We start from the raw sequence: 23661 nt of genomic DNA, 5'->3' as shown, positions 1-23661 counted from the left end.
GTATCTTTCATTGTGCGGCCAGCCCGATCAGTTCGGCTGCGGCCAGGCCCCTCTGTTCGCGGGCGGCGATGAGCGCCTCGCGGATCGTGTCGCGCGCCTCGGCGGCAGCGAGAACTTCGATCAGGGGGAAACGTCCGTTGCGATATCCGATGCTCACGAGGCGTAGCGCCTCCTCCGCCTGCGGGAGCGATGTCCGCGACAGGGTCTCGACGCGCGCTTCGGCACCAAGATACCTTGCGCGGGCGCTGGCGACCGCCTGCTCGTAGTCCGCGAGGGCTACGGCTTCGCGAGCGTTCGCTGCCCGCAACCGAGCCTCGGCAGCCGCAACGTTGCCCTGGTTGCGATCCCGAAAGGGAAGCGGGATCGAAACACCGACGAGGAAGGCGTTATCGCCGCTTTCCCCGAAGCGCCGCACGCCCGCGGAGACTGTCGGATCCGGAATACGCAGAGTTCGCTGCCGCTCAATTTCCGCCGCAGCAGCCGTGCTTTCGGCACGCGCGACCCTGTAGGTCAGACTTTCCGTCGCATCGGCCATAAGTGAGGCGGGCGGGAGAACATTCGGAAATTCAGCTGGAACGAAGGGCGCTTCACCGCCCGCCCATAGAGCGGCGAGCGCAGTTCGAGCCGACAGGCTCTCCGCCTCGGCCTCGACCAGATGTGCGCGCGCTTCGGCGAGGGCTGCATCCGCTCTCAGCGCGCGCAGAGGCGGCTCGCGGCCGACTTCCACAAGGACGCCAGCTATACGCGCCAGTTCTTCATTGCGCGCGACCACATCCTGCGCAAGTTCGACCCTGGCAGCTGCGGCAACAGCCGTGAGGTATCGCTCGCGCACCAGTTGGCCGAGTTCGACCGTGGTCAGATCGGCCCTGAGGGATGCGAGTCCCGCCTGGGCTTCAGCCGCACTGACACGGGCGGAGCGTTTGCCGCCTAGTTCGAGACGCTGTCCTACAGAGAGTGTATACTCGGTCGCCTGAAGGCCGGAAAAAGCCCCGCTGCCAGCGAGGTTCTCGACCTCGAAGGACACTTCGGGATTAGGCCGGAGGCGAGCCTGATCGACAAGCGCCGCTGCCGCCTCGGATTCCGCGCGGGGACCCACGAGGCGAGGGTTGGTGGTGGCGGTATCGGCCTCAGCGGCGACCCCGCTGAGTTCGAGGGCGTCGTCGAGCGTGACGACACGCGGGTCCTGCGCGCTGGCAGGTCCCGTGGACAGGGCGAGTATCAGCCCCCAGACGGGGGCTGCTCGCCACGATATGGCGAACATTGATGGGTATTCCTTTGGTGACGTTCAGTTAGCGTCGGAAAACAGGTCCGACGCGCGGCGAACGTCAGCCGCGAGGAGGGGGCGTTGCCAGTTCGGTCAGATTGGACGCGAACGAGGGCTGGTCGCCAGCGCGTAGGCCGCTCATCACCGAGCCCAAGGTGACGGCGTCAGACGACCGTCCGACGGCCTGCGAAGCATGATGGCAATGGCCATGCGCACATGCGCCGTGCTTCTCCGGGCCACGGTCATCATCGCCGGGCTCGTCGTGCTGCTCGAGTTGGGATGCTACCGAGGGCTCTCCCGCGCATTCGGCCGCTTCCGCCACCGGTGCCCATAGGACACCGAGCGCGGTGCACAGCGTGATAAGCCGTAGCAACGGAGAACGGGCGAAGAACCGGGTCATCGGGTGTCCGGTAGCAGCGCGAGCTTCACCAAGGAAGAACAATCTTGAATGACGAAATGTGATGTCATGACAATATCGCCCACTCTACCAAACGCTTTTCTTTGATGAGCAATCATTTCGAGTTGGCGATAGACCGAGCACGCGTCTGATCTCCGGCTCTATTTCCATCCGGGTGAAAGCACTGACATTGGAACGGCCGGTGTTTCCGACCGGCAGCTTTCCTGTAGCGTTACCCAGGGGAGCGAGCGCAAGCCTGAACATCTGACCGCGGACCTCCCGCCAGTCTCCTACTCTCCAGGCAAGCCGCAGCATGCGCAAATGCGCGACGCAGTGCGGTCCGAAACGGTCTTGAGCGACCACGTGGGCGCGCTCGAGATGGTGCCAGGCTTCCTCGAAATTCTGCTCCTTCGCGGCCTTCGCTGCGCGTCGGTATTCTTCTGCGAGGAATGCATTCCTGCTACTGATGGTATTGCTATTCATGGGCCAGCTCCCGCCGCGCCTGCCCGAATACCTCGATGCTTCCCCAGAACGCCAGTCCGGCCATGATCGAGGCGACCAGCAGGTCGGGCCATGCCTGACCCGTTCCGAAAACGCCGAGAGCGGCCCCGAGAACCGCGATGTTCCCGATGGCGTCGTTGCGCGAGCAAATCCAGACCGACCGCATGTTCGCATCGCCCTCGCGGAAGCGGAAAAGCATAAGTGCGACGATTACGTTGGTCGCCAACGCCAGCGTGCCGACTATTCCCATCGTCGAAGGCTCCGGATCGGCACCTGCTATGAAGCCATAGATGGCGTAGCCGATCACCCAGATACCGAAGGCGAGCATGGTTGCTGCCTTTATCAGAGCAGCTTTCGCCCGCCATGCGAGCGCCATCCCGGCAACGCCCAGGCTGATCGCATAGTTCGCTGCATCGCCGAAGAAATCGAGCGCGTCGGCCTGAAGGGAGCGGGAATCGGCAGCGATACCCGTTACCATTTCGACTATGAACATGGCTGCGTTCGCGATGAGCGCGATCCAAAGGGCGCGGCGCCAGCGCGGCTCATTGTGCGCAGCGGTATCGGGTTCCGGTGTCTGGCAGCAGGACTTGGCCATGCGGCTCTCCTTGCAACATTCGAGTCGCAAGCACATATGCACCTTGTAGCAACTACAAGGTCAAGCGATGCGTATCGGAGAACTCGCCAAAGCCACCGGCACCAAGGCGGAAACCATCCGCTATTATGAGCGTGAAGGTGTTCTGCCCGTCGCCGACAGGACTGATAGTAACTACCGTGATTATTCCGACAGCCATTTGGCTACCCTGACTTTCGTGCGTAGGGCTAGAGGCTTGGGATTCAACATGGTGCAAGTGAAAGAATTGCTCATGCTTTCCGATCACGACGACAAGCCCTGCGAAGATGTTGATCAAATCGTGCGGGATCATCTCGAGGATGTCGAACGCAAGATCTTAGATTTGCAGTCACTCCATGGCGAGCTTGGGCAGCTTCTTCATTCCTGCCGTTCGGACAGTGTAGGCGAGTGTCGCATTCTCGAAAGCCTCGCGCGCCCCATGCGTTGACAATGACTGGCGGAGGGTCGGCTTTGGACGTCATTGGATGCAGTCTCAGAAGACCGAAATGAGGTGCAAGGCGTACATTGATCCCGCCCTGACTTCAGTAGCCGCAGAACCAATGTTGAGTCCCAAAAAAGCTACGTGATCATCCAAATAGGATGTTCATTAGCTGTCCTAAATTGAACACATCAAAAATGAAGGCCCGCCATTCGCCCACACTAAGCGGCGGTGTTCAAAACCAGAATCGGACGCCCACAACGTAGTTGGTCACGCTCGGATCCTCGCCCGCAATGCGGGCATAGTCGGCGCTTTGGCCCACCTTCCATTCCTGTTCAACGCCGACATAGGGCGCGAATTCACGCGCGAATTCGTAGCGCAGCCGCAGTCCGAGTTCGACCGATTCGAGACCTGCTCCGACACCCAGTTCGGGAATGTCCTGCGCTGACAGGTTCACTTCGGCGCGCGGTTGGAGGATCAGGCGCTGGGTAATGCGCTGGTCTAGTTCGGCTTCCACACGTGCCGTCAGATCGCCTTTGGTGGACAGGAACGCGGCCGCGTCGATCTCGAACATATAAGGTGCAAGTCCCTGCACGCCGATGACGGCATGGGTGCGTTCGGGACCGGTCAGGTCCTGTCGAACACCAGCCTGCAGGTCCCACCAAGGACCGATCGCGTGGCTCCAAAGGCCTTGGATTTCGGCGGACTCGGGCTTCTCTCCGAAGGTACCTTCGCCCTCGCTCTTGAACCAGAATTTGTCGAGGTCGCCGCCGTAATAGCCTTGCACGTCCCACAAGTAACCATCGCCACCTTCCCGTGCGCGATACTCAGCCCGATCGCCCTGGAACCAGAACACGTTCATCCCGCCGTTCTCGGCGCGCAGAGCATCGCGCGAGGCGCGCATCGCTTCGGCGCCCCAGATCGCGTCGGCGGCGCGGGGCGGTCCCGATCCCGCCGCTGCCGGAGGCGGTCCTTGTGGGATGGGTGTCATGTCCATCGTGCCATGGTCCATGGCTCCGTGGTCCATGTCTCCATGGTCCATCGTCTGATGGTCCATCGGCGCTTGGCCGGACGATTGCATCCCTTCATGGCCCATCGCCGCGTGGTCCATGCTTTCCATATTGGAATGTTCCATCGCCGGCATCTCGCTATGATCCATCGCCGAATGGTCCATGGCGGAATGGTCCATTCCTTCCATTTGAGCGTGGTCCATCTGCGAATGATCCATGCCAGAATGGCCCTCGTGCCGATCGGCGGAGACTGGTTCCCCCGGTGGCGTGGCAGGCTCACAAGCCCCCTCGGGCACCGGATGGCCCATGGCGCGATGGCGTGCGGCTTCCTGTTCGCATTCGGTCTGGGCTGGCGATTGCGCGCTAGGCAGCGCGTGACCTGAATGGTCCTGTGCGATAGCGGGAGTTGCGGCGCTCGCGAGGAGCATGGCGACGACCAGGCGCATCAGTCTTCTCCCACCCGCTTCACATCGGGTGCCGAAGGCGGCTTGGCGACGGTCACGATCTGAAACATGCCCGAATGCATGTGGTAGAGCAGATGGCAGTGGAAGGCCCAGTCGCCCTGTTCGTCGGCGGTGAGGTCGAAGGTCGCGCTGCCGCCGGGCTGGACGATCACCGTGTGCTTCTGCGGCTGGCGATCGGCAGGCGCGCCGTTGACCAGTTCGAAGAAATGGCCGTGCAGGTGGATCGGGTGCGCCATCATCGTGTCGTTGACGAGTTTGACCCGGACTCGCTCGTTATAGGCGAAGCGGATTGGATCGTCGCTGACGGCGGTGAACTTCTTGCCGTCGAACGACCACATGTAGCGCTCCATATTGCCGGTCAGGTGAATTTCCATGCTCCGTGACGGGCGGCGCAGATCGTCGTTCGGTTCGAGCGCCACGAGATCCTTGTAGTTGAGAACCTTGTGCGGAACGTTGTCCAGGCCAAGGCCCGGATCGCCCATTCGATCGACGGGGTTCATCGACACCATGTCGATTCCGGGGCCGACCTTCACGCTGGGCGGCAGCAAGGACGTGTCTCGCATGTTCATGCCGCTCATATCCATCCCGGCCATCGGCTCGGCAGTCCCACCCTGCGACGGCATGTCATGGCCCATGGCCGAATGATCCATGCCGGCCATGTCGCCGCCGCCATGGTCCATCCCGCCCGACCCGTGATTCATACCCATGTCCGCCATCGTCAGCAGCGGCGGATCGCGCAGGGGCGGCACGGTTGCCCGCGCGCCGGGGCGGGATGCCAAGGTAGCTACGGCCATGCCTGACCGATCCATGCTTTCGGCGACGATCGTGCGGGCTTCGCCGGTCGGCTCGACGACGATGTCGTAGGTCTCCGCCGTGCCGATCTGGAACTCCTCGACCTCGATCGGGCGCACGTTCTGGCCGTCGGCGCCGACCACCCAGAATTTCACGCCGGGAATGCGGACGTTGAAGAAGGTCATCGCGCTGCCATTGATGACGCGCAGCCGTACCCGTTCTCCAGGGTTGAACAGGAACTCCAGACCCTCTTCCGGGCCGCGCCCGTTGGCGAGATAGGTGTAGGTCGAGCCGGTCACGTCGAGGATGTCGGTCGCCATCATGCGCATACGCGCCCACATCCGGCGGTCCTCGCCCGACAGCGGATAGTCGTCGGTCCAGGTGTTCTGCTGGTAATTGAAGTAGCCTTCGCCCTTCTTCAGCTTGTCCATGATCGTATGGGGGTGAAGAGGCGTGAAGTCGCTCAGGAGTAGAACATAGTCGCGGTCCGTTTGCACGGGGTCCGCCCCGGCGGGTTCAACCACGATCGGGCCGTAGTGCCCGGCCTGCTCCTGCAACCCCGAGTGACTATGCCACCAGTAGGTGCCGCTCTGTCGCAGCGCGGGGATGTCATAGACGAAAGTCTCTCCAGGTTTGATGCCGGGAAAGCTGACACCCGGTACGCCGTCGTACTGGAATGGCAGAAGCAGCCCGTGCCAGTGGATCGAGCTGTCTTCGTCGAGCGTGTTCGTGACCGCGATCCGAACCGGCTGACCTTCCTGGAGGCGAACCAGCGGACCCGGCACGCTACCGTTGACGGCAACAGCGTGTCCGCGGCGGCCCTGCACGACGCGAGGCCCTTCGCCGATCGTCAGTGCGATGTCGCGGCCCGACACTTCGTCGAAGCCGGGGCGGATCGCCCCGTTGTGCAGATCACCTCCTCGGGCCCATGCCGGGACGGTGTGCGCTAGCCCCATAAACGTCGCGGCTTGGGCGCTACGGGTCAGAAATCTGCGGCGGTCAAAAGCAAATTGTTGAGTGCGTTTCGTGTTGCTCATACCCAGCCTTACGCATGAACTGCGATTAGGCCTCAAACATATCCGAGTTTTTTTCGCGCAGGCGCTGACGGGCACGGTACACGCGCGTTTCGACCGTCTTCTCCGTCACGCCAAGTAACTGCGAAACCTCGCGGTGGCTTCGTCCTTCCACGGCGACCAGGACCAGCGCTTCACGTAGTCGGACTGGTAACCTTTCGATTGCCCGTGAGACTTCATGGAGCATTTGCCGGTCGGCAACCAGGGTTTCGGTGCCTGGCTCGTCAGAGGCAATCGGAATCTCCGGATCGAACGATCCAATGCCCAAAAATTGTGAGACCTTGCGTCGCCGGAGCCTATCGCGGCATTTGTTGAGTGTTACGGTCGTAAGATAAGCCGCAATCGGTTTGGCGGGGTCCAGCTTGGCTCGAGCTACCCATGTTGATGCAAGAGCAGTCTGCAGAGCGTCCTCGGCCTCTTCCGAAGATCCAAGCATTCGGCGGGCGAGCCCAAGCAGTCGCGGCAAATGGGGTTCGACAAGCCGGCCGAATGCCGTCCTGTTACCAGCCCTGACCTTTTCGACGAGGCCGGATTCAATAGTGTCGTCGAGCCCCTGCACGAATGGTCATTCGTCGGCTTCGCCGGTCAGCGACAAGGAAACCTGACGATCAAACCGCGCCTTCTGCTCGGGTTTCAGCAGAGCGCGCATCGCGAAAACATGGCCAACTGTGGCCTTCTGTAGATCGCCCATGCGACCGTGCACATCGTCGATGGCTGCGGCTACCTTGGGGCCGTATTCGTGCTCCTCGTCCATGGCGACCGCGAGCCTGGCATTAGCTGCGCGAAGGGAGTGTTCAAGTTCATTTCGCTCGACGGTGAACCGCGCCTCGAGCCGCTCGAGCCGCTCCCTCTGTGAAGCGTCGAGGTCGAGCTCCTCGTGGACAAAGTCGTGCAGCGTCTGCGGATGTGCGACACCGCGCCATTCGCCTATGGCAAACGCTCCGATACACCCGGCCGCCAAAGCAAGAAGAGCGGCAATTGCAAATTGGAATGCGCTGATCTTCATGGTTCGACGTGGAGCAACGCAGCAGGAGAAAGGTCTGCACCATCGACAAGGCGGAAGCTTGCGGCCTCGGCACTTGCCGGCGCTGCGGTAGCACCAATACCTGCACCGAGACCGACGAAAGCCATGGCCGCAAACAACGCCAGGCGTGTACGCTCCGAAGACCTTTCCTCGAGCTGACCCGCTCGCATCCAGACGCCGTCCATGAAGCCGTCGGACACCGACGGGGCGGGCATGTTCCCCAGGTCCGCCAACGCGTGCTCTAAGAGTTCGTTCTTGTTCATTCGGTTCAATTCCTTCGCTACCTATACGAAGTCGGCGCATTTGGCCCTCGAAATTTTTTTCGAGGGCTTCGAATGGTTGACGCGTATTTCGAGCATGACGGTCCTTCGCATCCTTCGGTCTCACTTCGCCATCCTGCTGGTCGCTGCTCTTTCCTTGCCAGTTGATGCCAGTGCGCACGATGGCCACAAGAAAGACATGAGCGATGCCGAGATGGCGCAGATGGAAATGCATGGAGACGCGGACATGCATGGAGCGCCGTCGGCGGCTCGCGATCATTTGGCCTCGGGAAAGACCGAACCCGCCGCCACGACGGCTGCAACGCCAGTGACGGCCGAGCAGGCTCTCGAGGCGAAAATCGCGGAGAACCGGATAACCTCTGCGGGGGACCTGCTCGGGCGACTTCATCCCGTTGCGGCACACTTCCCCATCGCCCTGCTCTTGATGGCTGCAATCGCTGAAATCTTGTTGTTCATGCGTCCAGCATGGGGGCTTGAAATAACCGTACGCTTTCTCGTTTCCGGTGGAGCTGCCGGCGCTGCAGCGGCTGCTGTCTTCGGTTGGTTTGCCGGTGGCTGGCGCCTGGAAGATCGTTCGGAGACACTCGCTCTCCATCGATGGAACGGGACGGCAATCGCGGCTGTCGCGATCATGGCCGCATGGCTGGCCTTCCGCCCTGGAAGCAGGAAGGCACTCCGTTTCGTAATCGCCCTACTGGCGGTTGCCCTGGTCATCCAGGGCTATCACGGCGGCGAAATGGTGTTTGGCCCCAATCATCTTGGTTTGGAGTAACCTCTATGCAAACGACCTTTTTCAAGCGGATGCCGACACTAGGCCTGCTTCCTCTGATCACCGCCAGCCTGGCCGCGTGCGACGCGCCCTCCGACCCTGCACCTGATAAGAGCGCGGCGAGCGAGGCAACAATCGACACGCCCGCTGCTACGACAACAGCCACGCCGGCTGCGGTCGCGAATTCTGCTGTGAGTGACGATCCCGTTCCGACCACCACTGCCGCACCATCGCCCAGTCCAAAGCCCGCAGTAGCGCCAGCCAAGCCCAAGACTGGTGCGGCGACGCCCGGGCCCGCCCGGCCAGCACCGGCTCCCTCACCAACCGCCTCGAACGATCCGCACGCCGGTCACGACATGACCGGCATGTCGGACGAAGACATGAAAGCAATGGGACACGAGTGATCATGACAAAGCCAGCCTTCGAAACTCGTCGCCTGCTTCCGCTCTTCGGTGCGATGCTGCTTGCAGCATGCGCCGGTGCCGCCCAAGCCGCCACCTACACCATGTTCCGCGATCCCAGTTGCGGATGCTGCGAAGACTGGGCAGATCATGTTCGCGCAGGCCTTTCTGCGGAGGTTGCCGTACAGGACAGCCCGGACATGGCAGCCGTCAAGGACGGGCATCAGGTGCCCGATGAGCTGCGTTCGTGTCACACGATGGTAGTGGATGGCTATGTAATCGAGGGCCATGTCCCCGCAGCCGATATTGCGCGCCTTCTTCGTGAGCGCCCTGCGGGCGTCGAGGGACTGGCTGTAGCCGGAATGCCTCTTGGATCGCCCGGCATGGAAATGAACGGCCAGACCCAACCCTATCAGGTGATCGCTTTCGGCAAATCAGGCCGTACCGTCTTCAATACCTACAACTGATCACGACGAGGAGAATCGACATGAAAATACTGATTGGATTGGTCGCAGGTCTGTCGCTGGCCGGACCCGCTCTGGCGCAGTCAAGCGAGGCGCCCGCAAGCGATGCTCAGGCATCCGGCGAAAAGCCCGAGATGTGCGAGATGATGCACAACGGGATGAAAATGCAGGGCATGATGATGAAGGGCAAGGATGGCAAGATGTCCTGCTGTATGATGGACCACTCCAAGATGGATCATGGTATGATGGGTGATCATCAGTCAGGCGCCAAGCCCGATGGTGACACTCCGTCTGCGGAAGCGCCTGCAGAAGATCACGCGACGCATAAGGGTCATGGTCCGGGTTGAGCCGACCTCATGACACAAAAATCATAGCCCTGTTGGGCGAGCAGTTCAGCGAGCTTGCTTTTCCAGCAGGGCAATAAGTTCGGCGATCTTGGTTCGCTGATCATCCTTTGAGCCAAGTTCGACCGCTTCTTCCAGGCAATGGCTCGCGTGGATTTTGAGCACTTCCATGCGGGCTGAGCGCAAGGCGGCCTCCATTGCCGCAAACTGCTGGAGGATGTCGATGCAATACCGGTCCTCTTCCATCATCTTGGCAATGCCACGAGCTTGGCCTTCGATCCTGCGCATGCGCGCGATCTCTTTCTCGAACTTCGTCTTCATACGCTGTTCCATGCCAGCTTTGTCTCCTCGCGCCAATCTCCCCCGAGGCGTTACGACACTTGATTTTCCGTAGGTCATATACTATACCCCCCTACAGTATATTGAGAGGAGAGTCGACATGTCGAATTCGTCCGATGTTCCGAGCATCAAGGTGTGGGGATGGACGCTCAGCGTCTTTCTCCTAGCGTCCTATCTGATTTGCATAGGCTTCGGCCTCGCGGTTCCTGGCAGGTTTCACATGGTTGAAGCATGGGCACCCCTCCTGCCGGGCTTCGAGTGGTTGACGCCCCTTGGGTTCGCCGCCGGGGCGATCGGCAGCTTTCTTTATGGCTGGTACATCGCCGTCATCGCGGTCCCGCTGTATAGGTACTTCAGCAAGCGGGGCGCCTGAATTCTCGAGATAGAGGCAAGGGCAATGCAAGAGAAAGATCAACCGTCGCTCACTTTTCTCGGCGCAACCGGGACTGTCACGGGCTCCCGCTACCTCGTCGAACAGGGGCGACGGCGGATCTTGATCGATTGCGGTCTTTTTCAGGGTTTCAAGCAGTTGCGCCTCCGCAACTGGAACCCCTTTCCGGTACCGCCGGAAAGCATCAGCGATGTGCTCCTTACGCATGCTCACCTGGATCACTCAGGCTATTTACCCGCGCTTGTTCGGAACGGGTTCCGCGGCAAGATTCACGCCACGCCGTCGACCACCGAACTCTGTGGCCTTCTGTTACCCGACAGCGGGCATCTGCAGGAAGAGGAAGCCCGATATGCAAGGCGCAAGGCCTTTTCGAAGCATCGCGACCCGCAGCCTCTTTACACGCTGGATGATGCGAAGGCCGCGCTCGGGCATTTCGATCCGGTTTCGTTCGATACGGCGCTCGATATGGGCGACGGCATATCGGCGCGCTTTATACCTGCTGGGCACCTGCTGGGCGCGGCATCGATACGGCTGACCATCGACGGGCGCGTCCTCCATTTCAGCGGCGATGTCGGGAGGCCGACAGACCCGATGATGCGCAGTCCCGATCGATTTTCTGGAGCAGACATACTCGTAAGCGAGTCGACTTATGGCAATCGCACGCATCCTTCGGTCGATGCCGAGGCCGAACTGGCCGAGGTCATCAATAAAGTTGTGGGCCGGGGAGGGACAATCCTCGTGCCGGCATTCGCTGTCGGACGGGTCCAGGGGGTTATGCTTCAGATAGCGCGGCTGCGCGAACGTGGAGAAATCCCTGACATTCCAGTCTATCTTAATACACCCATGGGCGCCAACGCGACCGACATTTATCATCGGCATCACGGCGAGCATCGCGTGAGCAGGGATGATTGCAAGGCCATGTTTGACCTCGCCGAGCGAGTCCGCACGGTCGAGGAATCGAAAGCGTTGAATCGGGTGACCACCCCGAAGATCATCATCTCCGCCAGCGGCATGCTGACCGGCGGCCGCATCCTGCACCACGTCGTCAGCTTCGGCCAAGACCCGAAGAACGCGATCGTACTATCCGGTTTCCAGGCCGGGGGCACCCGTGGTGCTGCGCTCGTTCAAGGAAAGCGTACGCTTCGAATTTTCGGTGACGAGATTCCAATCCGTGCTGAAGTTATCCAGCTTGAAGGACTTTCCGGCCATGCGGATGCGGACGAATTACTTGCCTGGATGGGCAAGGCGAAGCCGCCGCAAATGACTTATGTGACGCATGGTGAACCTGATGCCGCAGATGCCTTGCGCTTCCGGATCGAACACGAGCTCGGCTGGGATGTCCGTGTGCCAGAACACCTCGAACGAGTTTCGATCAGGTCCCCGCAATGAGCGACAATGTTCACTCCATTCCGCTTGTTCGTGCCGGTATCGATACCTACCGCCAACCGGTGGTCTTCATGCACAAGGATTGCCACCTCTGCCGGGCAGAGGGCTTCAGCTCGCTGACCCGGGTCGAAATCACACTTCGTGAACGGAAGATCATCGCTTCGCTGAACGTGGTCACCGATGCCGATTGGCTCGCGCCGGACATTGCAGCTCTCAGCAACTCAGCATGGACCAGTCTTGGTGTCCGGCCGGGGGAAAAGGGCTTCTTCGGACACGCAGAACCGGCAGAGAGCACATCTGCCATTCGCGCAAAAGTCTATGGCCAGAAGCTGGCGCAGGACGACTTTGGGGCAATCGTCAAAGATGTTCTGGCCTTCCGCCTTTCCGATCTCGATCTGGCCGCGTTCATCGCAGCGTGCGCGGGAGATCGGTTGGACGTCGATGAGACAATCGCCCTGACCCGCGCAATGCAGGATGCGGGACAAACCCTCGACTGGGGCGAGGGGATGGTCCTCGACAAGCACTGCGTTGGCGGCCTTCCTGGCAATCGCACTACGCCGATCGTGGTCGCCATCGTAGCGGCTGCGGGCTTCCGCATCCCCAAGACCTCGAGCCGCGCGATCACTTCTCCGGCCGGGACCGCCGATACCATGGAGGTCATGACCCCGGTCGCGCTCAAGATCGCGGACCTGCGCCGGGTAGTCGAAGCCGAAGGAGGATGCCTTGCATGGGGCGGCGAGCTCGACCTCAGCCCGGCCGACGACTTGCTGATAAGGATCGAACGCCCGCTCGATTTCGATAGCGACGGTCAGCTCGTGGCGAGCGTTATGTCCAAGAAGGCTGCTGCGGGCTCGAACCACGTCCTTATCGACATTCCGGTGGGACCAACCGCCAAGGTTCGGTCGCCAGGAGCGGCTGTGTCGTTGGCAGCCAGGATGGAATCTGTTGCTGCTGCGCTCGGCCTCAATCTGCGCATTCACGTGAGCGATGGATCGGCGCCAGTCGGGCGCGGTATCGGGCCCTCGCTCGAGGCGCGCGACGTGCTCGCCGTCCTCAGGCGGCAGGCTGATGCGCCTTCGGACTTGCGCGAACGTGCACTCGATCTTGCCGGTTCGCTGCTTGAGCTTGCTCAGGGCAATGGGCCGATCGGGCGCGAACAAGCAGAAGCGCTCCTCGCCAGCGGTGCAGCGGAGGCCAAATTTCGCGCAATCTGCGAGGCACAAGGGGGCTTTTTCGAGCCCGGGCTTGCCCCGTTCCATGCGGTCGAGACGGCGCCTGTTGGCGGTGTGATCGCAGAGATCGACAACCGAAGGATCGCGCGGATCGCCAAACTCGCCGGCGCGCCCGGTCGGAAGACCGCCGGGGTACTATTGCACAAGCGGCCTGGCGAGCGTGTCGATCAGGGCGATCCTCTCTACGAAATCCACGCCGAAACCTCGGGCGAGCTCGATTGGGCAAGAGACTATGCGCGCTCGAGCGCTACGGCGTTCACGATTGGTGATGGGCAATGAGCGTCCTTCTCGTCTTTCCAGGGATGGAAGCGCTTGCCACGCAGATTGTCGAGCGAACCGGGAATCATGCCCACCCGGTCGATCTGCACCATTTTCCAGACGGTGAAACCCTCGTCACTTTGCCCGAACAGCTTGTCGATCAGGACGTAGCTATCCTCGCAACGCTGCACGAACCAGACCCCCTCGCGCTCCCTTTGACCTTTGCAGCCAGCACTGCGCGGGAGTTCGGAGCAAGGTCCGTCGGCCTCATCGCGCCCTATCTTGCCTACATGCGCCAGGACCAGCGCTTCGCTCCCGGTCAGGCCGTCAGCGCGCCGATATTCGCACGCTTCCTTCAGGAGAGCATCGACTGGCTGGTTACTGCCGATCCGCACCTCCACCGGGTTCATTCGCTTGGCGAGTTGTTCGAAATCCCCACGCGGCGCGTCGAGACTGCACCGCTGCTTGCCGAATGGATCAAGCCGAACGTGCCTGACGCAGTGTTGCTCGGCCCGGATGGCGAGAGCCGGCAGTGGGTTGCCGAGGTCGCACAGCGCGCGGGCCGTCCATTCGAGGTCTTGGAGAAGGTTCGCAGCGGAGATCGCGAGGTGCAGGTAAGCGTTCCTCAAAGCGAGGCGCTGCTGGGTGGAACGCCCGTCATCCTAGACGATATTGCGTCCTCGGGTCGGACGATGATCGAGGCGATCGCGCGACTGGCCGATGCCGGATGCAGCCCGCCCATTTGCGTTGTCATCCACGCTGTCTTTTCGGGCGATGCCTACAACCAGATCCTCAATGCTGGTGCTGCGCGGATCGTCACCACCAACTCCATTTTCCATGAGAGCAACGCAATCTCGTTGGCTGGCCCCTTGTCCGATGCCGCCGCCGAACTAACCGATAACACGTGACCCAAGAGTAACGCCCATGAACGAGCAAGAACTTCAACACGACGAACATCATTGCCACCAACACGGTCATGGCGACAAGGCGCCGAAGGATGGACGCTACGATAGCGTCCCGGAAGGTTACGCCGGTGCGGTCTATACATGCCCCATGCACCCGCAGGTGCGGCAAACGCACCCGGGCTCCTGTCCCATTTGCGGTATGGGTCTGGAGCTCGAATCCGCGGCGATGCTGGATGAGGGACCGAACCCGGAACTCGTCGATTTCACACGGCGCTTCTGGGTGGGAACGGTTCTCACAATTCCTTTGCTCGTCCTTACAATGGGGCCACTGCTAGGGTTCTCCGGCATTCGCGAATTCCTTGGAGAACGCGCCACCCTTTGGATCGAACTGGTATTGGGGACGCCGGTGGTCCTTTGGTGCGGCTGGCCTTTCCTGGTACGCGGCTGGAATTCGTTCCGAACGATGAACCTCAACATGTTCTCGCTTATCGGGATGGGCGTGATCGCGGCCTGGCTGTTCAGCGTGGTGGCTGTAATAGCTCCGGATATTTTCCCTGACGGCTTCCGCGATGCCGAGGGCCATGTCGGCGTCTATTTCGAAGCAGCAGCGGTTATCGTGACGCTGGTCCTGCTAGGGCAAGTCATGGAACTGCGTGCTCGCGAAGGCACAGGCAAGGCAATCCGCGCGTTGCTCGACCTTGCAGCGAAGACCGCGCGGGTCATCCGTGATGATGGCAGCGAGGAGGAGATCCCGCTCGAACACGTCCATGTCGGCGACCGCCTGCGCGTGCGACCCGGCGAGAAAGTGCCGGTCGATGGCCAAGTCGTCGATGGCAGGTCCTCCGTCGATGAAAGCATGATTACTGGCGAGCCTGTTCCGATCGAGAAGGTCGCTGGCGATCCCGTCACCGGGGCAACGATCAACGGCACTGGCAGCCTCGTGATCGAAGCCAAGCGGGTTGGATCGGACACCATGCTTTCGCAAATCGTCGAGATGGTGGCAGCCGCGCAGCGTTCGCGCGCGCCGATCCAGAAATATGCGGACAAGGTCGCCGGCTGGTTCGTGCCGGTAGTGATCGGGGTGGCCGTGCTCGCGTTCATCGCCTGGGCCATCTGGGGACCAGAACCCACCCTGGCCTATGCCCTGGTCGCCGCAGTTGCCGTGCTGATCATCGCCTGCCCCTGTGCGCTTGGCCTGGCCACTCCCATGTCGATCATGACCGCGACCGGCAGGGGCGCGCAAGCTGGCGTGCTGATCAAGAACGCCGAAGCGCTGGAACGCTTCGAGAAGATCGACACGCTGATCGTCGACAAGACCGGAACGCTCACCGAGGGCAAGCCAAAGCTTGTGGCCATCCTGCCCCAGCCTGGAAAGGATGAAGAAGAAGTATTGCGAGCGGCTGCCTCGCTCGAGCGAGGCTCCGAACATCCCTTGGCAGAAGCGATCGTGAACGGTGCCGAGGAGCGAGGCATCGCCTTGGTTGATGCCAAGGAGTTCGAGGCGATCACCGGCAAAGGTGTTAAGGGTGAGGTAGATGGACACGCGGTAGCACTCGGTAACAAGGCGATGATCGAAGACCTTGGCTTGGCCGCCGGTGATCTGGTCGAAAAGGCCAACAAGCGCCGTGATGAAGGCGAGACGGTCATGTTCGTCGCCATCGATGGAGCGATTGCCGGGCTCGTCAGCGTGGCTGACCCGGTCAAGGAAACGACGCCAGATGCGCTCAGGGCACTGCACGCGCTTGGCCTCCGCATCATCATGGCGACGGGCGACAACGAGCGCACCGCCAAGGCTGTCGCCGCGCGGCTCGGTATCGACGAAATCCGTGCCGACGTCCTGCCCGAAGACAAGGCTCGCATCATTCGCGAATTGCAGGATGGCGGAGCCAGGGTGGCCATGGCAGGCGACGGGGTGAATGACGCCCCCGCACTGGCACAGGCCGATGTCGGCATTGCCATGGGCACCGGCGCCGATGTCGCTATCGAAAGCGCAGGCATCACTCTCGTGAAAGGCAATCTCGACGGGATCGTCCGCGCCCGCCGACTTGCCCAGGCGACCATGCGGAACATCCGGCAAAACCTGTTCTTTGCTCTGATCTACAATGCTGCGGGCGTGCCCGTTGCAGCAGGGGTGCTTTATCCGGTCATGGGCATGCTCATCAGTCCGATGTTCGCTGCCTTTGCGATGAGTGCATCCTCGATCTCGGTGGTCCTCAACTCCCTGCGCTTGCGGACGGCAAGGCTGTGACGGAAGCGCACCATAACCACAGGGCTAGTCAGCATTCCCACGGCGGATCAGAAGAAAAGGGAAGCATAACGCTCGGCGGCGCTGTCGCCATGGGCATCGGGGTGATGATCGGCGCGGGTATCTTCGCACTCACTGGACAGATCGCCGAACTCGCCGGACCATTGTTCCCGCTGTCATTCATCGCCGGTGCCATCGTCACTGCGTTGGCGGCATACAGCTACATCAAGATGTCGAACGCCTGGCCATCTTCAGGCGGCATCGCGATGATCCTGCAAAAGGCATACGGCCCCGGCACCGTCGCCGCTGCGGCTTCGCTTCTCATGGCACTTTCTATGGTGATCAATGAAAGCCTCGTCGCGCGCACATTTTCCACCTACGCGCTACGTCCCTTCGAGATGCAGGACAACGGCCTGCTGCAGTCGGCACTCGCACTGGCGCTGATCGTGTTCGCCTATCTCGTGAATGCTTCGGGCAACCGCTCGGTGAGCATGGTCTCGATTGTCATGTCCGCGATCAAGATTGGGGGTATCGCGATCTTCGCCATCGCCGCGCTCTGGGTGAGCGGGCTTTCGGGTGGAGTCTTTGCCGAGCCGACAGGCCAATTCGGATGGGAAGGCATGGTTGCTTCCGTCGCCTTCTCGATCCTTGCCTTCAAGGGCTTCACGACAATCACGAACAGCGGCGGCGAGATCGTTGACCCGCACCGCAATGTCGGGCGCACGATCATGATAGCCATTGGCATCTGCGTCGTGACTTACCTCCTCGTTGCGGCTGCAGTGGGTGCGAGCCTTGGTATCGACGAGATCGTGGAGGCGCGGGATTACTCGCTGGCGGCCGCTGCAGAACCCGCGCTTGGCCGCGTAGGGTTCTGGTTCACGATTGTGATCGCCATTACCGCGACCGCCTCTGGCGTCGTGGCGAGCGTGTTCGCCGTATCCCGCATGCTGACAATGCTCACCGAGATGAAGATGATCCCGCACAGCCACTTCGGAATGAAAGGTAGTCTGCGCAGCCACCTGTTGGTCTACACAGTGGTGGTCGCCGGAGTCCTTGCGGTCCTGTTCGACCTTTCCCGCATTGCTGCCCTTGGCGTGTTCTTTTACCTGGTCATGGACATGCTCGTGCATTGGGGCGTCCTGCGGAACCTGCGCAAGGAAATCGGTGCGCGGGCCGAGATCCTTCTGGCAGCACTGGCAGCTGATCTGGTCGTCCTGGGAGCCTTCACGTGGACCAAGTTGCAGAGCGACGCGATGATCGTTCTTTATGCCGTGCTGGGGATCGCAATTGTCTTCTTTGGAGAGCATCTGTTCCTGCGCCGCAAAGAAGCGAACGAAGACGAGCTCGCCTAGCGGCGCCATCTTCGGGTCATGGAGGTAAAGGTCATTTCGGGTTCTGGAGAAAATGGCGAGCAGGCCGAAAGCCATCCCGAAGTGTGGCTGGCCGTTCAGGGCTTCCTCGTCGCCTTCCTCTGGGAAATGCTCCAGATGCCGTTCTACGTGATGGATGGCATGACAGCCTGGGCAGTAACGAAGAGCTGTGCGCTCGCGTCTCTTGGCGATGCGGGCATCATGGTTGGTGCGGCATGGATCGCTGATCGCCTAACCGGCGGCGGTCTCTGGCACGAACGTCTGAGTTCGCCGCCCGTGGGGATATTCCTGGGTGTTGGACTGGCCGCAACCGCTGCGATCGAGTGGATGGCGCTGCGGAGCGACTGGGGTTGGAGCTATTCCCAATCAATGCCGACACTGTTCGGCATTGGGGTAGTGCCTCTCGCCATGTGGGTATTCGTCCCACTGGCGTCGCTGGGCTTGGCGAGACGAATGGCTTGAACACCCATTAAGCTGCCCTACGAATTTCCATTATACAACATCGACTTATCCTGGCGGGCAAGGCATTGATCGGGGCACCTTGAGACCTTCACCGTTCAGGCGCAGCGTTTCCTCTCTGGGAACGAAACGGTTTCGCGTCCCGTTAAAAACAGCAAACGGAGATGGAGAAGCAGCCATATCAATTGCCCTGCTAATAGGCGTAATTCTGTTAATCGCGGCCTTGTGGATGCACATCGGCATGATCCACTTGGCGAAGCGCGCAGTTGCGACAAGCGCGCCCGGCTCTTTGAACTTGGGCCTCGCGTATCTCATCGTTCTCGTCAGTCACCTGATCGTCACGGGCCTTTTTGCTGTTGGGTTTGCCGGTGCAGCCGGTCTCGGGCTCGGCGGTTTCGAGAAAGGGCCCGTTATGAGCGCCATGGCCCTATACTACTTCTCGCTCATCAATATCACCACGCTCGGACTCGGAGACATCTATCCGACCGGGCACCTACGCGCGCTTGCAGGGATCGAATCCCTAACCGGCTTCCTTCTGATCAGCTGCACGGCGCAATTCGTTTTCCAGACAATGGCGAAACAGGAGAAATGATCGATGACTGAGCATAAGCAACATCACGGCGATGGGGGCAACTACTGGCGCTTCATGGCGATGGTGGCGACGTCGACCGCGATCATGTTCGGTTTGATGTATCTCAACACGTACGAAATCGATCACGTGTTCTGGAGCGAAACGCGCTTCTGGATGACCTTCGTCATGGGCGGCATGATGATGATCGTCATGCTGCTCTTCATGTGGGGCATGTACAAGGATAAGACCAAGAACTTCATCATCCTGGGCGTCGGTAGTCTGACCTTCGCAGTGGCGCTCTGGTTGGTTCGCAGCCAAGCGACCGTCAACGATGAAGAATATATGGCAGCGATGATCCCGCATCACTCGATCGCAATCATGACGAGCGCGCGGGCTGAGATCACCGACCCGCGTGTTCGCAAACTTGCAGACTCCATCATCGAAGCGCAGGTCAAGGAAATCGCCGAGATGAAGATGCTGATCGAAGACATTGAGACCAATGGCGAAATGGGCGATGGTACGCCTCTTCCTGCACGTACGACGGAGCTGACACCGGAGCTGCTGCAGGAAGCCGAAAAGGCGGTCGAACGTCGTATCAGTCCGGCGGTGCGCGACGAGGTCACGGTGGGCGAATAATGGCTCTAAGCAGATTTATCCCACAATTCGCGAAAACGCGAATTTGCGGGATAAAAACCCGATGGGATGGCTGTGCGGAGATGGTCCGCTGACTGCTTTTGCGGACTTGTGTTGGCGATGCTAAGACAGGAAAAGTGTTGGTGTCGAGTCCTGAAAAAGGCATCGAACCAATGCATTAGCTGGGATTTGCGGGCCTTTTGAGGGCTTTTTGGCCAAGCCGAATTTTTTAAGCATCTGAAAAGACGCGCAAAAAGATGCTGAATGTGATGCCTCTTCTGGCACCATTTTTCCGTACCGGGACAACCCGAGCTGGGTAGCAAGCAGGCCTGAGCCGCCCATTTGCGAGCAGCACCCATCCCAAAGTGTGTCACGCAATTTCAGTCAATCCGCTGCGATAAAAGTGCCAAAAGAGGGGGGATGTCATTCTCGATCAATGGAGGGACGCGAGGAAACTCGTTGCGGTCAGCAACACATGGGCGTCGAGTGGAGGACAGATCGAAAAAGCTCGCGGCTTGCGCGAGAAGTTCCACAAGCGAACGAGGTGCCAAGTGTCGCGATTGGCTTCAGCAACAGCAATCTCATTTCGCGTTATGTGAAACGGCGTTCTGTCCCAACCATTCGTCGTCTTGACTTCGATCAGTCGTTCCCGCCCATCGGGTTCGAAGCTGAAGATATCAAAGCCGGCACCATCGCCCTCCTCCATCGCGGTCCAGCGTACTTTGTCGGCGAGGTCGCTCCTGTGGGAGTTCTGCAGAACAGTTTTTTCGTGAAGCAAGACTCGTTCTTCGCCTGCCTTGCCCAGAGCGCGATTGCGGGCGTCGCGTTGGGCGACGTCGTATTTCTTTGCGACAGCTGCTGCAAATTTTGGATCAACCGGCGGCGGTTCGTTTGAGTAAGTCGGTGCGGGACCGATCCAGAGAACTGCGTCCGTACCGTCCTTCAGCGAATTTCCGACCTCATCCACCGCCTCAGTATGATTGGTTGCCGTCCATTCTGGGTTGGCATCCAGCCAACGGATCACCGCGTCGACCAAGGAACCTTGGTAGCTGTAAAGCGACTTGTAGCCGTCGATCCTTTGCTGGCCGAGGAAATCCATCGCTGCACTGATGTTGCGGTGTTTAAACTCAATTGCGGAGTTGTTGCGCTTTGGCAGGAGCTCAAGGAGATTCCTCCGGTGCTCCGACTTGTTGTAGCGGCGACCAGCCAATTCGTCGGTTAGCATGGCGAAGTAGTCAGCGACGATCAGATCGTTTTCAGTATCATCCCAATCTTCGTCTGCCATGCTCAGTTTCAAGCCTCGCTTGTCGAAGTGTAATAGCGGTTTCAACGATCCATAGACCGGCGTCAAGCCGCGCTGGGTCTCCTTAAAATTCAGGCCAGCAGGCTGATATCGGCCACGGCCAGCCCGTGCTCTGCGACCAGATCGGCGATGTCGTCGATCCGGGCCATTTCGCCGTCGTCGCGCATGATGGAGCAGATCACGGCGGCTTCGCCCACGTCGGCGCGGCGGCACAGGTCGATCGAGCCTTCGACCGCCGACATGCGCTCCGCCACGCCGCCGCTGCGGGCGATGAGCGGGAAGACATGGCCGGGGGAGACAAGGTGATCGGCCCGCGCTCCGTCGGCCACGGCGACAAGGATGGTATGCGCCCGGTCGGCGGCTGAGATTCCGGTGGTGACGCCTTCGGCGGCCTCGATCGAGTTGCCGAAGGGCCGCTCGGTCTGGCGTTCGGAGGTCGGGTTCATCAGCGAGATGCCCAGCCCCATGGCCGCCTCGCTGGTCAGCGTCAGACAGATCAGGCCGCGGCCGTGGGTCGCCATGAAGTTGATCTTTTCGGGCGTGACCATGCTGGCGGGGGTGCAGAAATCGATATCGCCGCCGCGCAGCCGGTCGCCGGTGAGGACGACGATCCCGCCACGTTTCAGCGCTTCCAGAGCAGGTTCGAGCGATTGGTCGACTCTGGTCATCAGGCCTTCCCCGCCTGTGCCGCGAACTTGCCCGCTGCGGAGATCACCTGCTCCCCCACCAGCTGCAACTGCAGCCGCGCGCGGTCGTCCAGGCATTCGCCTTCGGGCGAAAACAGCCCGCTGTAGGTGCGCACCGTCGCCCCCATCGGGGTCGGCCAGCCGCGCAGCGCGTGGACGATCCCGCGCATGGTCAGCAGCGTGCCCATCGCCGCCTGGTCGCCATAGGCGGTGGCGATCAGACCGACCGGTCGCTCGTGCAGGTAGGGCCGGTCGTCCTTGGCCAGGTCCTCGAGGTAGTCGAGTGCGTTCTTGACCAGGCCGGAGATGGTCCCGTGATAGCCGGGCGCAGCGATGATGATGCCGTCCGCCGCCCGCACCGCCTCGACCAGTTCGGTCCCGGTATCGACGGCATGGCCGAGCCCGCGGTAATGCGGCAACGCGCCGATATACTCGGCCCCGAACACGGTAACCTCGGCGCCGGCCTCGACCGAGGGGCGGGTCGCGTAGCGCAGCGCCATTTCGGTCGTGCTGCCGGGATAGACCGTGCCGCCGATGGCGACGATGCGGAGCGTCATGCCGCGATCCTTTCGTTGATATGTTCTGCCAGCGCCCGCGCCTCGGCGGGCGTGAAGCGCAGGCCCAGCTTGGTCCGGCGCCAGAGGATGTCGTCGGCGGTGCGGGCCCATTCGTTGGTGGTGAGATGCTCGACCTCGCGCTCGGTCAGGCCGTAGCCGAAGTGATGGCCGCAGTCAGCGAGGCTCGTCGCGTCGCCGAGGATCTCGAACGATGTCGTACCATAAGCATGGGCCATACGGCGCACGGTTTGGCCTTCGAGGAATGGGTAACGAGCGGCGATCTCAGCGATGATGGCATCCAACGTGCCGATGGTAAAATTGCCGCCGGGCAGGGCTTCGTCGGCGGTCCAGCCCGAGCGGTCGTCCAGTGGCAACCGCGCAGCAAGCCGGTCCACCGCCTCCTGCGCCAAGTGGCGATAGACCGTCAGCTTGCCGCCGAAGATGTTGAGCAACGCAGCGCCTTCGCCTGCGTCCGACAGTTCGAGCCGATATCCGCGTGTTGCAGCCTCGGGCTTACCCGAACCGTCGTCTATCAGCGGCCGCACTCCGGCATAGCTCCAGACCACGTCCTCCGGGCTGAGCTGCTGGCGGAAGAAGCGGTTCGCCCCTTCGCACAGATAGGCGATCTCGTCGGCGCTGGCGGTGACATGGTCGAGCGGACCGGTGTGGTCGGCATCGGTGGTGCCGATCAGGGTGAAGTCTTCCTCGTAGGGAATGGCGAAGAAGATGCGCCCGTCGGGCAACTGGAAGAAATAGGCGTAGTCGTGGTCGAACAGATTGCGGACAACGATATGCGATCCGCGTACCAGTCGCATGCGGTTGGCATCCGGGACATGGCCAGCCTCGAGCACTTTGAGCACGCCCGGTCCGCCGGCATTGACGATGGCGCGGGCGCGGAAGGTCCCGCCCCCGGCATGGATACGCCATACATCGCCTTCGCGGGCAAAGCCGGTCACGCGGCAGCGGGTGCGGATCTCGGCCCCGCGATCGGCGGCATCACGCGCGTTGAGGACGACAAGCCGGGCATCGTCGGCCCAGCAGTCCGAATAGACGAAGCCGTTGACGAACTCATGCTTGAGCGGTGCGCCCGCCGGATGGCCACGCAGGGCAACACTCTGGGTCGCCGGCAGGAGCTTGCGCCCGCCGATGTGGTCGTAAAGAAACAGCCCCAGTCGCAGCAGCCAACGCGGGCGCAGGCCCTGCACATGCGGCAGGACGAAGCGCATCGGCCAGATGATATGCGGGGCGATGGCCCACAGCGTTTCGCGCTCTGAGAGCGACTCGCGCACGAGGCCAAACTCGTAGTGCTCGAGATAGCGCAATCCGCCGTGGATCAGTTTGGACGAGGCGGACGAGGTCCCCTGCGCCAAGTCCCCCGCCTCCAGCAGCAACACCTTCGCCCCGCGCCCGGCGGCGTCGCGGGCAATGCCGCAGCCGTTGATGCCGCCACCGATTACGGCGACGTCGTAGAGGGGGGTGGGGATTTCGGTCAT

General features: G+C 61.2%; 26 protein-coding genes. 13 read left to right on the top strand and 13 right to left on the bottom strand.

Translation table 11 applies throughout. The features are described 5' to 3' along the window. Positions 1 to 7: 7 nt before the first annotated feature. The 3 genes from LY632_RS00665 to LY632_RS00655 all read right to left on the bottom strand — a co-directional run bounded on the left by LY632_RS00665 (position 8) and on the right by LY632_RS00655 (position 2757). Positions 8 to 1261 carry a TolC family protein gene (locus tag LY632_RS00665; protein WP_234091903.1) on the bottom strand — a complete coding sequence of 418 codons (1254 nt, stop codon included), beginning with the start codon at positions 1259 to 1261 and terminating at the stop codon, positions 8 to 10. Positions 1262 to 1748: 487 nt separating this feature from the next. After that, positions 1749 to 2144 (bottom strand): DUF3703 domain-containing protein, encoded by a 396-nt coding sequence (locus tag LY632_RS00660; protein WP_144097304.1) that lies wholly within the window; start codon positions 2142 to 2144, stop codon positions 1749 to 1751. Further along, on the bottom strand, positions 2137 to 2757 hold the full coding sequence (locus LY632_RS00655) for a cation transporter (RefSeq protein ID WP_234091902.1): 621 nt from the start codon (positions 2755 to 2757) through the stop codon (positions 2137 to 2139). The genes LY632_RS00660 and LY632_RS00655 overlap by 8 nt, the downstream gene beginning before the upstream one ends. Positions 2758 to 2824: 67 nt before the next feature. On the opposite strand from LY632_RS00655, the gene LY632_RS00650 reads away from it, so the two are divergent. Continuing rightward, on the top strand, positions 2825 to 3220 hold the full coding sequence (locus LY632_RS00650; RefSeq protein WP_234091901.1) for a helix-turn-helix domain-containing protein: 396 nt from the start codon (positions 2825 to 2827) through the stop codon (positions 3218 to 3220). A 226-nt stretch (positions 3221 to 3446) separates the two neighbouring features. Here the strand turns inward: LY632_RS00650 and LY632_RS00645 are convergent, their stop codons facing one another. The 5 genes from LY632_RS00645 to LY632_RS00625 form a co-directional block, all read right to left on the bottom strand. Next, the gene (locus LY632_RS00645; RefSeq protein WP_109808970.1) at positions 3447 to 4667 is read right to left on the bottom strand and encodes a copper resistance protein B; all 1221 of its coding nucleotides are present in this window, start codon (positions 4665 to 4667) and stop codon (positions 3447 to 3449) included. Further along, entirely contained in the window at positions 4667 to 6433 is a 1767-nt protein-coding gene (locus LY632_RS00640) for a copper resistance system multicopper oxidase (protein WP_234091900.1), read from the bottom strand. Before LY632_RS00640 ends, LY632_RS00645 begins: the two co-directional genes overlap by 1 nt. 106 nt (positions 6434 to 6539) lie before the next feature. Then, positions 6540 to 7109, bottom strand: coding sequence for an RNA polymerase sigma factor (locus LY632_RS00635; RefSeq protein ID WP_234091899.1), 570 nt, complete (start codon positions 7107 to 7109; stop codon positions 6540 to 6542). Positions 7110 to 7115: 6 nt separating this feature from the next. Then, positions 7116 to 7556, bottom strand: coding sequence for a periplasmic heavy metal sensor (locus LY632_RS00630; RefSeq protein ID WP_234091898.1), 441 nt, complete (start codon positions 7554 to 7556; stop codon positions 7116 to 7118). Then, complete coding sequence (locus tag LY632_RS00625) at positions 7553 to 7837, bottom strand: hypothetical protein (protein ID WP_234091897.1); 285 nt, start codon at positions 7835 to 7837, stop codon at positions 7553 to 7555. The genes LY632_RS00630 and LY632_RS00625 overlap by 4 nt, the downstream gene beginning before the upstream one ends. Between LY632_RS00625 and LY632_RS00620 the strand changes: the two genes are divergently transcribed. The 3 genes from LY632_RS00620 to LY632_RS00610 all read left to right on the top strand — a co-directional run bounded on the left by LY632_RS00620 (position 7830) and on the right by LY632_RS00610 (position 9836). After that, positions 7830 to 8627, top strand: coding sequence for a DUF2231 domain-containing protein (locus LY632_RS00620; RefSeq protein WP_234091896.1), 798 nt, complete (start codon positions 7830 to 7832; stop codon positions 8625 to 8627). The two genes, LY632_RS00625 and LY632_RS00620, sit on opposite strands and share 8 nt — an antisense overlap. Before the next feature lie 403 nt (positions 8628 to 9030). Continuing rightward, on the top strand, positions 9031 to 9492 hold the full coding sequence (locus LY632_RS00615) for a DUF411 domain-containing protein (protein ID WP_234091895.1): 462 nt from the start codon (positions 9031 to 9033) through the stop codon (positions 9490 to 9492). Between the two features lie 20 nt (positions 9493 to 9512). Continuing rightward, positions 9513 to 9836 carry a hypothetical protein gene (locus tag LY632_RS00610; RefSeq protein WP_234091894.1) on the top strand — a complete coding sequence of 108 codons (324 nt, stop codon included), beginning with the start codon at positions 9513 to 9515 and terminating at the stop codon, positions 9834 to 9836. Positions 9837 to 9881: 45 nt separating this feature from the next. Here LY632_RS00610 and LY632_RS00605 read toward each other — a convergent pair whose 3' ends face one another. Then, entirely contained in the window at positions 9882 to 10166 is a 285-nt protein-coding gene (locus tag LY632_RS00605) for a metal-sensitive transcriptional regulator (RefSeq protein WP_234091893.1), read from the bottom strand. Positions 10167 to 10272: 106 nt separating this feature from the next. Here LY632_RS00605 and LY632_RS00600 point away from each other — a divergent pair, with 106 nt between their 5' ends. From LY632_RS00600 to LY632_RS00560, 9 genes are all read left to right on the top strand, one after another. Then, complete coding sequence (locus tag LY632_RS00600; protein WP_234091892.1) at positions 10273 to 10545, top strand: hypothetical protein; 273 nt, start codon at positions 10273 to 10275, stop codon at positions 10543 to 10545. Positions 10546 to 10569: 24 nt separating this feature from the next. Continuing rightward, on the top strand, positions 10570 to 11952 hold the full coding sequence (locus LY632_RS00595; protein ID WP_234091891.1) for an MBL fold metallo-hydrolase RNA specificity domain-containing protein: 1383 nt from the start codon (positions 10570 to 10572) through the stop codon (positions 11950 to 11952). Then, positions 11949 to 13460, top strand: a complete 1512-nt coding sequence (locus tag LY632_RS00590) for a thymidine phosphorylase family protein (protein WP_234091890.1) — start codon at positions 11949 to 11951, stop codon at positions 13458 to 13460. Before LY632_RS00595 ends, LY632_RS00590 begins: the two co-directional genes overlap by 4 nt. Continuing rightward, positions 13457 to 14347, top strand: a complete 891-nt coding sequence (locus LY632_RS00585; RefSeq protein WP_234091889.1) for a ribose-phosphate diphosphokinase — start codon at positions 13457 to 13459, stop codon at positions 14345 to 14347. The genes LY632_RS00590 and LY632_RS00585 overlap by 4 nt, the downstream gene beginning before the upstream one ends. A 16-nt stretch (positions 14348 to 14363) precedes the next feature. Then, entirely contained in the window at positions 14364 to 16592 is a 2229-nt protein-coding gene (locus tag LY632_RS00580) for a copper-translocating P-type ATPase (RefSeq protein ID WP_234091888.1), read from the top strand. Between the two features lie 89 nt (positions 16593 to 16681). Then, on the top strand, positions 16682 to 17941 hold the full coding sequence (locus tag LY632_RS00575; RefSeq protein WP_234093272.1) for an APC family permease: 1260 nt from the start codon (positions 16682 to 16684) through the stop codon (positions 17939 to 17941). Between the two features lie 18 nt (positions 17942 to 17959). Beyond that, positions 17960 to 18421: a hypothetical protein gene (locus LY632_RS00570; RefSeq protein ID WP_234091887.1), complete on the top strand. Its 462-nt coding sequence runs from the start codon at positions 17960 to 17962 to the stop codon at positions 18419 to 18421. Between the two features lie 226 nt (positions 18422 to 18647). Then, entirely contained in the window at positions 18648 to 19010 is a 363-nt protein-coding gene (locus LY632_RS00565; RefSeq protein WP_234093270.1) for an ion channel, read from the top strand. Positions 19011 to 19013: 3 nt separating this feature from the next. Then, complete coding sequence (locus LY632_RS00560) at positions 19014 to 19625, top strand: DUF305 domain-containing protein (RefSeq protein ID WP_234091886.1); 612 nt, start codon at positions 19014 to 19016, stop codon at positions 19623 to 19625. A gap of 430 nt (positions 19626 to 20055) precedes the next feature. Here LY632_RS00560 and LY632_RS00555 read toward each other — a convergent pair whose 3' ends face one another. Genes LY632_RS00555 through LY632_RS00540 form a run of 4 tightly spaced genes read right to left on the bottom strand, consistent with a single transcriptional unit; the run spans position 20056 to position 23661 of the window. After that, positions 20056 to 20973 (bottom strand): DUF3883 domain-containing protein, encoded by a 918-nt coding sequence (locus tag LY632_RS00555; RefSeq protein WP_234091885.1) that lies wholly within the window; start codon positions 20971 to 20973, stop codon positions 20056 to 20058. 23 nt (positions 20974 to 20996) lie between these two features. Beyond that, on the bottom strand, positions 20997 to 21593 hold the full coding sequence (locus tag LY632_RS00550; RefSeq protein WP_234091884.1) for a 3,4-dihydroxy-2-butanone-4-phosphate synthase: 597 nt from the start codon (positions 21591 to 21593) through the stop codon (positions 20997 to 20999). Further along, on the bottom strand, positions 21593 to 22168 hold the full coding sequence (locus LY632_RS00545; RefSeq protein ID WP_234091883.1) for an NADPH-dependent FMN reductase: 576 nt from the start codon (positions 22166 to 22168) through the stop codon (positions 21593 to 21595). The genes LY632_RS00550 and LY632_RS00545 overlap by 1 nt, the downstream gene beginning before the upstream one ends. Next, entirely contained in the window at positions 22165 to 23661 is a 1497-nt protein-coding gene (locus LY632_RS00540; RefSeq protein ID WP_234091882.1) for a glycerol-3-phosphate dehydrogenase, read from the bottom strand. The genes LY632_RS00545 and LY632_RS00540 overlap by 4 nt, the downstream gene beginning before the upstream one ends.

The sequence above is a fragment of the Erythrobacter sp. SDW2 genome (assembly GCF_021431965.1).
Taxonomy (GTDB): Bacteria; Pseudomonadota; Alphaproteobacteria; order Sphingomonadales; family Sphingomonadaceae; genus Parerythrobacter.
Note: the sequence above shows the minus strand (reverse complement) of the source record. Positions and strands in the feature narration are given on the sequence as shown.

What these genes read in the sequence shown, in the direction of transcription:
- LY632_RS00550 (WP_234091884.1), bottom strand. Translation starts at nt 21,593, where the DNA reads ATGACCAGAGTCGACCAATCGCTCGAACCTGCTCTGGAAGCGCTGAAA.
- LY632_RS00660 (WP_144097304.1), bottom strand. Translation starts at nt 2,144, where the DNA reads ATGAATAGCAATACCATCAGTAGCAGGAATGCATTCCTCGCAGAAGAA.
- LY632_RS00625 (WP_234091897.1), bottom strand. Translation starts at nt 7,837, where the DNA reads ATGAACAAGAACGAACTCTTAGAGCACGCGTTGGCGGACCTGGGGAAC.
- LY632_RS00540 (WP_234091882.1), bottom strand. Translation starts at nt 23,661, where the DNA reads ATGACCGAAATCCCCACCCCCCTCTACGACGTCGCCGTAATCGGTGGC.
- LY632_RS00645 (WP_109808970.1), bottom strand. Translation starts at nt 4,667, where the DNA reads ATGCGCCTGGTCGTCGCCATGCTCCTCGCGAGCGCCGCAACTCCCGCT.
- LY632_RS00630 (WP_234091898.1), bottom strand. Translation starts at nt 7,556, where the DNA reads ATGAAGATCAGCGCATTCCAATTTGCAATTGCCGCTCTTCTTGCTTTG.
- LY632_RS00565 (WP_234093270.1), top strand. Translation starts at nt 18,648, where the DNA reads ATGCACATCGGCATGATCCACTTGGCGAAGCGCGCAGTTGCGACAAGC.
- LY632_RS00600 (WP_234091892.1), top strand. Translation starts at nt 10,273, where the DNA reads ATGTCGAATTCGTCCGATGTTCCGAGCATCAAGGTGTGGGGATGGACG.
- LY632_RS00575 (WP_234093272.1), top strand. Translation starts at nt 16,682, where the DNA reads ATGGGCATCGGGGTGATGATCGGCGCGGGTATCTTCGCACTCACTGGA.
- LY632_RS00640 (WP_234091900.1), bottom strand. Translation starts at nt 6,433, where the DNA reads ATGGGGCTAGCGCACACCGTCCCGGCATGGGCCCGAGGAGGTGATCTG.
- LY632_RS00545 (WP_234091883.1), bottom strand. Translation starts at nt 22,168, where the DNA reads ATGACGCTCCGCATCGTCGCCATCGGCGGCACGGTCTATCCCGGCAGC.
- LY632_RS00570 (WP_234091887.1), top strand. Translation starts at nt 17,960, where the DNA reads ATGGAGGTAAAGGTCATTTCGGGTTCTGGAGAAAATGGCGAGCAGGCC.
- LY632_RS00665 (WP_234091903.1), bottom strand. Translation starts at nt 1,261, where the DNA reads ATGTTCGCCATATCGTGGCGAGCAGCCCCCGTCTGGGGGCTGATACTC.
- LY632_RS00585 (WP_234091889.1), top strand. Translation starts at nt 13,457, where the DNA reads ATGAGCGTCCTTCTCGTCTTTCCAGGGATGGAAGCGCTTGCCACGCAG.
- LY632_RS00560 (WP_234091886.1), top strand. Translation starts at nt 19,014, where the DNA reads ATGACTGAGCATAAGCAACATCACGGCGATGGGGGCAACTACTGGCGC.
- LY632_RS00605 (WP_234091893.1), bottom strand. Translation starts at nt 10,166, where the DNA reads ATGGAACAGCGTATGAAGACGAAGTTCGAGAAAGAGATCGCGCGCATG.
- LY632_RS00610 (WP_234091894.1), top strand. Translation starts at nt 9,513, where the DNA reads ATGAAAATACTGATTGGATTGGTCGCAGGTCTGTCGCTGGCCGGACCC.
- LY632_RS00615 (WP_234091895.1), top strand. Translation starts at nt 9,031, where the DNA reads ATGACAAAGCCAGCCTTCGAAACTCGTCGCCTGCTTCCGCTCTTCGGT.
- LY632_RS00595 (WP_234091891.1), top strand. Translation starts at nt 10,570, where the DNA reads ATGCAAGAGAAAGATCAACCGTCGCTCACTTTTCTCGGCGCAACCGGG.
- LY632_RS00590 (WP_234091890.1), top strand. Translation starts at nt 11,949, where the DNA reads ATGAGCGACAATGTTCACTCCATTCCGCTTGTTCGTGCCGGTATCGAT.
- LY632_RS00580 (WP_234091888.1), top strand. Translation starts at nt 14,364, where the DNA reads ATGAACGAGCAAGAACTTCAACACGACGAACATCATTGCCACCAACAC.
- LY632_RS00655 (WP_234091902.1), bottom strand. Translation starts at nt 2,757, where the DNA reads ATGGCCAAGTCCTGCTGCCAGACACCGGAACCCGATACCGCTGCGCAC.
- LY632_RS00650 (WP_234091901.1), top strand. Translation starts at nt 2,825, where the DNA reads ATGCGTATCGGAGAACTCGCCAAAGCCACCGGCACCAAGGCGGAAACC.